At 45.3% G+C, this 9,201-nt stretch carries 4 protein-coding genes, 9 tRNA genes and 4 rRNA genes (1 of these 17 only partly in view); all 17 read left to right on the top strand.

The window, feature by feature from the left end; all coding sequences use genetic code 11:
* Position 1: 1 nt before the first annotated feature.
* Complete coding sequence (gene folB, locus OB_RS00450) at positions 2-367, top strand: dihydroneopterin aldolase (RefSeq protein ID WP_011064488.1); 366 nt, start codon at positions 2-4, stop codon at positions 365-367.
* Entirely contained in the window at positions 364-876 is a 513-nt protein-coding gene (folK, locus tag OB_RS00455; RefSeq protein ID WP_011064489.1) for a 2-amino-4-hydroxy-6-hydroxymethyldihydropteridine diphosphokinase, read from the top strand. The genes folB and folK overlap by 4 nt, the downstream gene beginning before the upstream one ends.
* The gene (locus tag OB_RS00460) at positions 846-1,076 is read left to right on the top strand and encodes a helix-turn-helix domain-containing protein (RefSeq protein WP_011064490.1); all 231 of its coding nucleotides are present in this window, start codon (positions 846-848) and stop codon (positions 1,074-1,076) included. The genes folK and OB_RS00460 overlap by 31 nt, the downstream gene beginning before the upstream one ends.
* Positions 1,077-1,269: 193 nt before the next feature.
* Entirely contained in the window at positions 1,270-2,751 is a 1,482-nt protein-coding gene (gene lysS / locus OB_RS00465; protein ID WP_011064491.1) for a lysine--tRNA ligase, read from the top strand.
* Between the two features lie 442 nt (positions 2,752-3,193).
* A 16S ribosomal RNA gene (locus tag OB_RS00470) occupies positions 3,194-4,757 on the top strand.
* A 235-nt stretch (positions 4,758-4,992) separates the two neighbouring features.
* Positions 4,993-7,914: ribosomal RNA gene (locus tag OB_RS00475) — 23S ribosomal RNA — on the top strand.
* A 133-nt stretch (positions 7,915-8,047) separates the two neighbouring features.
* Positions 8,048-8,163, top strand: a 5S ribosomal RNA gene (rrf, locus tag OB_RS00480).
* Positions 8,164-8,168: 5 nt separating this feature from the next.
* Positions 8,169-8,244 (top strand) — tRNA-Val (locus OB_RS00485).
* A gap of 1 nt (position 8,245) precedes the next feature.
* A tRNA-Thr gene (locus OB_RS00490) sits at positions 8,246-8,321 on the top strand.
* Positions 8,322-8,369: 48 nt separating this feature from the next.
* Positions 8,370-8,445 (top strand) — tRNA-Lys (locus OB_RS00495).
* Between the two features lie 4 nt (positions 8,446-8,449).
* Positions 8,450-8,534: transfer RNA gene (locus tag OB_RS00500), tRNA-Leu, on the top strand.
* A 17-nt stretch (positions 8,535-8,551) separates the two neighbouring features.
* Positions 8,552-8,626, top strand: a tRNA-Gly gene (locus tag OB_RS00505).
* A 5-nt stretch (positions 8,627-8,631) separates the two neighbouring features.
* A tRNA-Leu gene (locus OB_RS00510) sits at positions 8,632-8,720 on the top strand.
* Between the two features lie 3 nt (positions 8,721-8,723).
* A tRNA-Arg gene (locus tag OB_RS00515) sits at positions 8,724-8,800 on the top strand.
* 1 nt (position 8,801) lies between these two features.
* Positions 8,802-8,878: transfer RNA gene (locus tag OB_RS00520), tRNA-Pro, on the top strand.
* Between the two features lie 19 nt (positions 8,879-8,897).
* Positions 8,898-8,973 (top strand) — tRNA-Ala (locus OB_RS00525).
* 201 nt (positions 8,974-9,174) lie between these two features.
* Positions 9,175-9,201 (top strand): 16S ribosomal RNA (locus OB_RS00530); it runs 1,537 nt beyond the window's last position.
* Together the 16S, 23S and 5S rRNA genes with 9 tRNA genes alongside form the textbook arrangement of a ribosomal RNA operon.

The following is a 9,201-nucleotide window of genomic DNA, read 5'->3' on the forward strand; positions in this document are numbered from 1 at the left end:
AATGGATAAAATCATTATAAAACAAATGCAATTTTATGGTTATCATGGACTTTTTCCAGAAGAAAATAAACTAGGACAACGGTTTAATGTAGATCTTGAATTACATGTTCCTTTAGATAAGGCGGGAATATCGGATGACATGAATGAGTCCATCCATTATGGGCAGGCTTATGAAACTGTAAAAAAAGTCGTTGAAGGTCCTTCATATAATCTAATTGAAGCAGTAGCTGAGGGAATCTCTAAGGAGTTATTTGCATCCTTTTCATTATTGAATGCTTGTTTAGTGAGAGTAGTAAAACCAGACCCGCCAATTCCGGGGCATTATCAATCTGTTGCTGTAGAAATTTATAGGGAGAGGGAAAAATGAATGAAGCTTATGTAGCCTTAGGCACAAATATTGAACCGCGAGAAAACTTTATTAATCAAGCACTGCAATTTTTGGATGACCACCCAAACATAACCATTAAGGAAAAGTCTTCTATATATGAAACGGCGCCTGTAGGTTACACAGAACAATCCAACTTTTTAAATATGGTAGTGCAAGTAATGACGAGTTTATCCGCAAATGAACTATTAGATGCATGTCAATGGATTGAACAGGAGTTAGGAAGAGTAAGAACGATTCGATTTGGTCCTCGTACAATCGACCTTGACATTTTGACGTATAATCAAGAAAATAGTACAGTAGAAAGATTGATGTTGCCGCATCCTAGAATGCATGAACGCGCATTTGTTTTGATACCACTTCAAGAAATCGCACCAGGCTATATAATCCCTGTGAAAAATAAAACAGTGGATTCTTATGTCAATGAACTTCCTGAGACAGAGAAAAAGGATGTAAAAAGATGGATAAGAAGCGAATCGGAAGAAGAATAAAAGCTTTTCGTAAATTAAAAGGCTACACACAAATACAATTTGCTCAAGAGATGAAGCTATCCACTTCAAAACTAGGAAATATTGAAAGAGGTACAAAGCAGCCTTCCGACCAATTATTAGCTGAGATTGCTGAAAAGCTATCCATTTCTAAAGAAGAGCTTGTATTAGAGAACAGTGTAACTCGTCTTGAGGAAAACTAGATATGATATTACTGTTTTAAATCTAACAAGTAGTAGCTATAGAGTAATTATTTTTTTATGCGGAAAGAAAAGTGTTTAAGATTTCGATATTTTGTTATAAGGGAATTAGAGATCCTTTTTAAATAATGAATAATCAATTCAAGTCATTGTAAGATACGTTATACTTAGTTTATAGAGAATTGGAGTGATAAAAATGTCAGAAGAGTTAAATGAACATATGCAGGTTCGAAGAGATAAATTGGCAGAACACATGGAAAAAGGGTTGGATCCATTTGGTGGTAAATTCGAACGTAGCCATCAGGCTACAGATCTTATTGAAAAATATGATTCCTATTCAAAAGAAGAATTAGAGGAAACTACAGATGAAGTTACCATTGCTGGACGATTAATGACAAAGCGTGGAAAAGGAAAAGCTGGATTTGCTCATATTCAAGATTTAAGTGGACAAATTCAATTATATGTACGAAAAGATATGATCGGTGACGATGCTTATGAAGTGTTTAAGTCGGCAGATTTAGGAGATATCGTCGGCGTTACTGGTGTTATGTTTAAAACAAATGTAGGAGAAATATCTGTTAAAGCAAAACAATTTCAACTATTAACGAAATCCTTACGACCTTTACCAGAAAAGTATCATGGATTAAAGGATATTGAACAGCGTTATCGTCAACGTTATCTGGACTTAATTACAAATCCTGATAGTAGAGGAACTTTTGTATCTCGTAGTAAAATCATTCAGTCGATGAGAGAGTATTTAAACGGACAAGGCTTTTTAGAAGTTGAAACACCGATGATGCATAGTATTCCTGGTGGAGCTTCTGCCCGTCCATTTATTACACATCATAACGCTTTAGATATAGAATTGTATATGCGAATAGCTATTGAATTACACCTAAAACGTTTAATGGTTGGCGGACTAGAAAAAGTGTATGAAATAGGGCGCGTTTTCCGAAATGAAGGAGTATCTACAAGGCACAACCCTGAATTCACGATGATTGAGCTATATGAAGCGTACGCTGATTATCATGACATTATGGAACTTACAGAGAATCTCGTAGCTCATATTGCAAAACAAGTCCATGGTTCAACAACAATTACTTATGGAGAACATGAAATTAATCTAGAGCCAAAATGGACAAGACTGCATATCGTAGATGCTGTTAAAGATGCTACAGGTGTGGATTTTTGGAAAGAAGTTTCAGATGAGGAAGCTCGAGCACTTGCTAAAGAGCATGGTGTGCAAGTAACTGAATCTATGAGTTATGGACATGTGGTTAATGAATTTTTTGAACAAAAAGTAGAAGAGACTCTTATTCAACCTACATTTATACACGGACATCCAGTGGAAATTTCTCCACTTGCAAAGAAAAATAAAGAAGATGAGCGATTCACAGATCGTTTTGAGTTGTTTATTGTAGGAAGAGAACATGCGAATGCGTTTAGTGAATTGAATGATCCAATTGACCAACGCGCTCGTTTTGAGGCTCAAGTAAAAGAAAGAGCAGAAGGAAACGATGAAGCACATTATATGGATGAGGATTTCTTAGAAGCACTTGAATATGGAATGCCACCAACTGGAGGACTCGGTATTGGTGTTGACCGCTTAGTAATGTTATTAACAAACTCACCATCCATTCGTGACGTATTACTTTTCCCGCAAATGCGTACAAAGTAACTGGCGGGTTGAATCCCTCCTTATCAAAACAAGGATTTGATAAGGGGGGATTCTTTGTTTAAAACAGGATTATATTGGGTATATATAAAGTATGTATTCTTAAACGGAATAGCCTAAATTATAGAAATATTAATCAATCCAAAATTTATTTTAAAAAGTGCTTGATTTCGTTTTGGAATCATGATAAATTAAATATCGTTGCGTTAACAAAGCGCATCAGCAAAGCACATCGAAATAAACTTTCTTAAAAAAGTTAAAACAAATTGTTGACACCAACAATTAGATGTGTTAAATTAATAAAGTCGCCAATTTGAGTTAGCGACAACGAAATTGCTCTTTGAAAACTGAACAAAACAACCAGTACGAAAGAAGAAAAACACCTCGTTTTTCTTAAAAAGAAATGAAGTCAGAAGTTGACTTCTGAAGCACAAGAAACACAACTTTTATGGAGAGTTTGATCTTGGCTCAGGACGAACGCTGGCGGCGTGCCTAATACATGCAAGTCGAGCGCATGAAATTATTTGATTCTCTTCGGAGTTGACGATAATGGAATGAGCGGCGGACGGGTGAGTAACACGTAGGCAACCTGCCTGTAAGACTGGGATAACTCGTGGAAACGCGAGCTAATACCGGATAACACTTTTCATCTCCTGATGAGAAGTTGAAAGGCGGCTTTTGCTGTCACTTACAGATGGGCCTGCGGCGCATTAGCTAGTTGGTAAGGTAACGGCTTACCAAGGCGACGATGCGTAGCCGACCTGAGAGGGTGATCGGCCACACTGGGACTGAGACACGGCCCAGACTCCTACGGGAGGCAGCAGTAGGGAATCTTCCGCAATGGACGAAAGTCTGACGGAGCAACGCCGCGTGAGTGATGAAGGTTTTCGGATCGTAAAACTCTGTTGTTAGGGAAGAACAAGTACTATAGTAACTGATAGTACCTTGACGGTACCTAACCAGAAAGCCACGGCTAACTACGTGCCAGCAGCCGCGGTAATACGTAGGTGGCAAGCGTTGTCCGGAATTATTGGGCGTAAAGCGCTCGCAGGCGGTTCTTTAAGTCTGATGTGAAATCTTACGGCTCAACCGTAAACGTGCATTGGAAACTGGGGAACTTGAGTGCAGAAGAGGAGAGTGGAATTCCACGTGTAGCGGTGAAATGCGTAGAGATGTGGAGGAACACCAGTGGCGAAGGCGACTCTCTGGTCTGTAACTGACGCTGAGGAGCGAAAGCGTGGGGAGCGAACAGGATTAGATACCCTGGTAGTCCACGCCGTAAACGATGAGTGCTAGGTGTTAGGGGGTTTCCGCCCCTTAGTGCTGAAGTTAACGCATTAAGCACTCCGCCTGGGGAGTACGGCCGCAAGGCTGAAACTCAAAAGAATTGACGGGGGCCCGCACAAGCGGTGGAGCATGTGGTTTAATTCGAAGCAACGCGAAGAACCTTACCAGGTCTTGACATCCTCTGAACACTCTAGAGATAGAGTTTTCCCTTCGGGGACAGAGTGACAGGTGGTGCATGGTTGTCGTCAGCTCGTGTCGTGAGATGTTGGGTTAAGTCCCGCAACGAGCGCAACCCTTGATCTTAGTTGCCAGCATTAAGTTGGGCACTCTAAGGTGACTGCCGGTGACAAACCGGAGGAAGGTGGGGATGACGTCAAATCATCATGCCCCTTATGACCTGGGCTACACACGTGCTACAATGGATGGAACAAAGGGAAGCGAACCCGCGAGGTCAAGCAAATCCCACAAAACCATTCTCAGTTCGGATTGTAGGCTGCAACTCGCCTACATGAAGCCGGAATCGCTAGTAATCGCGGATCAGCATGCCGCGGTGAATACGTTCCCGGGCCTTGTACACACCGCCCGTCACACCACGAGAGTTGGTAACACCCGAAGTCGGTGAGGTAACCGTAAGGAGCCAGCCGCCGAAGGTGGGACTAATGATTGGGGTGAAGTCGTAACAAGGTAGCCGTATCGGAAGGTGCGGCTGGATCACCTCCTTTCTAAGGATTATTACGGAATCGTACTTGGTTGTTTGGTTCAGTTTTGAGAGAGCAATCTCTCGATTGAATAAACTTCTTTTACAGAAGTTACTACATTGTACCTTGAAAACTAAATAAGAGTAACAACGACATCAAATTAGAAAGCTGAAGCAACTATTTTTAATAGGAGCTGAAGCTAGATTATTTTTTTGAAACAAGGCTATTAAATTAGCACGCTTATTTACTGAAATAACTTAGTTAAGTGAATAAGGGCGCACGGTGGATGCCTTGGCACTAGGAGCTGACGAAGGACGGGACTAACACCGATATGCCTCGGGGAGTTGTAAGTAAACTTTGATCCGGGGATTTCCGAATGGGGAAACCCACTGTTCGTAATGGAGCAGTACCTATACCTCAATACATAGGGTATAGGGAGCAGACCCGGGGAACTGAAACATCTCAGTACCTGGAGGAAGAGAAAGAAACCTCGATTTCCTGAGTAGCGGCGAGCGAAACGGAAAGAGCCCAAACCAGAAAGCTTGCTTTCTGGGGTTGTAGGACACTCCTTTGGAGTTACAAAGAAATTCTTTAAATGAATCGATCTGGAAAGGTCAGCCGAAGAAGGTAACAGCCCTGTAATTGAAAAGGAATTTCCTCCGGAGTGTATCCTGAGTACGGCGGAACACGTGGAATTCCGTCGGAATCCGGGAGGACCATCTCCCAAGGCTAAATACTCCCTAGTGACCGATAGTGAACCAGTACCGTGAGGGAAAGGTGAAAAGCACCCCGGAAGGGGAGTGAAATAGAACCTGAAACCGTGTGCCTACAAGTAGTCGAAGCCCGTTAATGGGTGACGGCGTACCTTTTGTAGAATGGACCGGCGAGTTACGATCCCATGCAAGGTTAAGTGGAAGACACGGAGCCGCAGCGAAAGCGAGTCTGAATAGGGCGAATATAGTATGTGGTCGTAGACCCGAAACCGTGTGATCTACCCATGTCCAGGGTGAAGGTCAGGTAACACTGACTGGAGGCCCGAACCCACGTATGTTGAAAAATGCGGGGATGAGGTGTGGGTAGGGGTGAAATGCCAATCGAACACGGAGATAGCTGGTTCTCTCCGAAATAGCTTTAGGGCTAGCCTCAAGATGATGAGTACTGGAGGTAGAGCACTGATTGGACTAGGGGCCCCTACCGGGTTACCGAATTCAGTCAAACTCCGAATGCCAGTTACTTAAACTTGGGAGTCAGACTATGGGTGATAAGGTTCATAGTCGAAAGGGAAACAGCCCAGACCGCCAGCTAAGGTCCCAAAGTATACGTTAAGTGGAAAAGGATGTGGAGTTGCCCAGACAACCAGGATGTTGGCTTAGAAGCAGCCACCATTTAAAGAGTGCGTAATAGCTCACTGGTCGAGTGACTCTGCGCCGAAAATGTACCGGGGCTAAACGTATCACCGAAGCTGCGGATTGTTCTTACGAACAATGGTAGGAGAGCGTTCTAAGTGCTGCGAAGTCAGACCGTGAGGACTGGTGGAGCGCTTAGAAGTGAGAATGCCGGTATGAGTAGCGAAAAAAGAGTGAGAATCTCTTTCACCGAATGCCTAAGGTTTCCTGAGGAAGGCTCGTCCTCTCAGGGTTAGTCGGGACCTAAGCCGAGGCCGATAGGCGTAGGCGATGGACAACAGGTAGATATTCCTGTACCACCTCATGATTGTTTGAGCGATGGGGGGACGCAGTAGGATAAGGAATGCGCACCGATGGACGTGTGCGCCCAAGCAGTGAGAAAGTCAGATAGGCAAATCCGTCTGACAATTTCAAGCTGTGATGGGGAGGGAAATTGAGTACCGAAGTTCCGGATTTCACACTGCCAAGAAAAGCCTCTAGTTAGATCATAGGTGCCCGTACCGCAAACCGACACAGGTAGGCGAGGAGAGAATCCTAAGGTGAGCGGGAGAACTCTCGTTAAGGAACTCGGCAAAATGACCCCGTAACTTCGGGAGAAGGGGTGCTCCTTCATAGGAGGAGCCGCAGTGAATAGGCCCAAGCGACTGTTTAGCAAAAACACAGGTCTCTGCGAAGCCGAAAGGCGAAGTATAGGGGCTGACACCTGCCCGGTGCTGGAAGGTTAAGGGGACGAGTTAGCTCTTCGGAGCGAAGCTTTGAACCGAAGCCCCAGTAAACGGCGGCCGTAACTATAACGGTCCTAAGGTAGCGAAATTCCTTGTCGGGTAAGTTCCGACCCGCACGAAAGGTGCAACGACTTGGGCACTGTCTCAACGAGAGACCCGGTGAAATTATACTATGCGTGAAGATGCGCATTACCCGCGACAGGACGGAAAGACCCCGTGGAGCTTTACTGTAGCCTGATATTGAATGTTTGTGCAGCTTGTACAGGATAGGTGGGAGCCTTTGAAGCGTGAGCGCTAGCTTACGTGGAGGCACCCGTGGGATACCACCCTCGCTGTATGAACATTCTAACCCAGGACCGTGATCCGGTTCGGAGACAGTGTCAGGCGGGCAGTTTGACTGGGGCGGTCGCCTCCCAAAGAGTAACGGAGGCGCCCAAAGGTTCCCTCAGAATGGTTGGAAATCATTCGTAGAGTGTAAAGGCAGAAGGGAGCTTGACTGCGAGACCTACAAGTCGAGCAGGGACGAAAGTCGGGCTTAGTGATCCGGTGGTTCCGCATGGAAGGGCCATCGCTCAACGGATAAAAGCTACCCCGGGGATAACAGGCTTATCTCCCCCAAGAGTTCACATCGACGGGGAGGTTTGGCACCTCGATGTCGGCTCATCGCATCCTGGGGCTGTAGTCGGTCCCAAGGGTTGGGCTGTTCGCCCATTAAAGCGGTACGCGAGCTGGGTTCAGAACGTCGTGAGACAGTTCGGTCCCTATCCGTCGTGGGCGTTGGAAGTTTGAGAGGAGCTGTCCTTAGTACGAGAGGACCGGGATGGACACACCGCTGGTGTACCAGTTGTTCCGCCAGGAGCATGGCTGGGTAGCTACGTGTGGTAAGGATAAGTGCTGAAAGCATCTAAGCATGAAGCCCCCCTCAAGATGAAACTTCCCATCACTTCGAGTGAGTAAGATCCCTCAGAGACGATGAGGTTGATAGGTCCGAGGTGGAAGCGTGGCGACACGTGCAGCTGACGGATACTAATTGATCGAGGACTTATCTAAGTTCTTATATTGATGTCACGTTACTCTTATTTAGTTTTTAGGGTACAATCCTAAAAAAAGTGTTGCATTTTGTCTAAGAAATGCATATAATATAACTTGTCCTTATTTTTTTGGACTACATATTATACGAAAGTCTGGTAGCGATAGCGAAGAGGCCACACCTGTTCCCATGCCGAACACAGAAGTTAAGCTCTTCAGCGCCGATGGTAGTTGGGGCTTTGCCCCTGCAAGAGTAGGACGCCGCCAGGCAGTTCGGAGGATTAGCTCAGCTGGGAGAGCACCTGCCTTACAAGCAGGGGGTCGCAGGTTCGAGCCCTGCATCCTCCACCACGCCGGCCTAGCTCAACTGGTAGAGCAACTGACTTGTAATCAGTAGGTTGGGGGTTCAAGTCCTCTGGCCGGCACCACTTTTTCTAACAGAATATTAACGAATGGTGAATAAATTTAAGTTGTACGAGCCATTAGCTCAGTCGGTAGAGCATCTGACTTTTAATCAGAGGGTCGAAGGTTCGAATCCTTCATGGCTCACCATTTTGCGGGTGTGGCGGAATTGGCAGACGCGCTAGACTTAGGATCTAGTGTCTTCGGACGTGGGGGTTCAAGTCCCTTCACCCGCACCATTTAGAAATTTGCCAATGCGGAAGTAGTTCAGTGGTAGAACACCACCTTGCCAAGGTGGGGGTCGCGGGTTCGAATCCCGTCTTCCGCTCCAACCCTGCCGGGGTGGCGGAACTGGCAGACGCACAGGACTTAAAATCCTGCGGTAGGTGACTACCGTACCGGTTCGATTCCGGTCCTCGGCACCATTCGCGCCTGTAGCTCAATTGGATAGAGCGTTTGACTACGGATCAAGAGGTTAGGGGTTCGACTCCTCTCAGGCGCGCCATCGGGAAGTAGCTCAGCTTGGTAGAGCACTTGGTTTGGGACCAAGGGGTCGCAGGTTCGAATCCTGTCTTCCCGACCATGAAATATATTTAAATAAAGGGGCCTTAGCTCAGCTGGGAGAGCGCCTGCCTTGCACGCAGGAGGTCAGCGGTTCGATCCCGCTAGGCTCCACCATTTCTTAAAAAACTTTTAAAAAAGTTATTGACAAGATTTGGAGAAAATGTTAAATTTATAAAGTCGCTGTTTTGGAGGCGACAACGAAATTGCTCTTTGAAAACTGAACAAAACAACCAGTACGAAAGAAGAAAAACACCTCGTTTTTCTTAAAAAGAAATGAAGTCAGAAGTTGACTTCTGAAGCACAAGAAACACAACTTTTATGGAGAGTTTGATCTTGGCTCAG

This window comes from Oceanobacillus iheyensis HTE831 (assembly GCF_000011245.1).
Taxonomy (GTDB): domain Bacteria; phylum Bacillota; class Bacilli; order Bacillales; family Amphibacillaceae; genus Oceanobacillus; species Oceanobacillus iheyensis.

What these genes read in the sequence shown, in the direction of transcription:
- folB (WP_011064488.1), top strand. Translation starts at nt 2, where the DNA reads ATGGATAAAATCATTATAAAACAAATGCAATTTTATGGTTATCATGGA.
- folK (WP_011064489.1), top strand. Translation starts at nt 364, where the DNA reads ATGAATGAAGCTTATGTAGCCTTAGGCACAAATATTGAACCGCGAGAA.
- OB_RS00460 (WP_011064490.1), top strand. Translation starts at nt 846, where the DNA reads ATGGATAAGAAGCGAATCGGAAGAAGAATAAAAGCTTTTCGTAAATTA.
- lysS (WP_011064491.1), top strand. Translation starts at nt 1,270, where the DNA reads ATGTCAGAAGAGTTAAATGAACATATGCAGGTTCGAAGAGATAAATTG.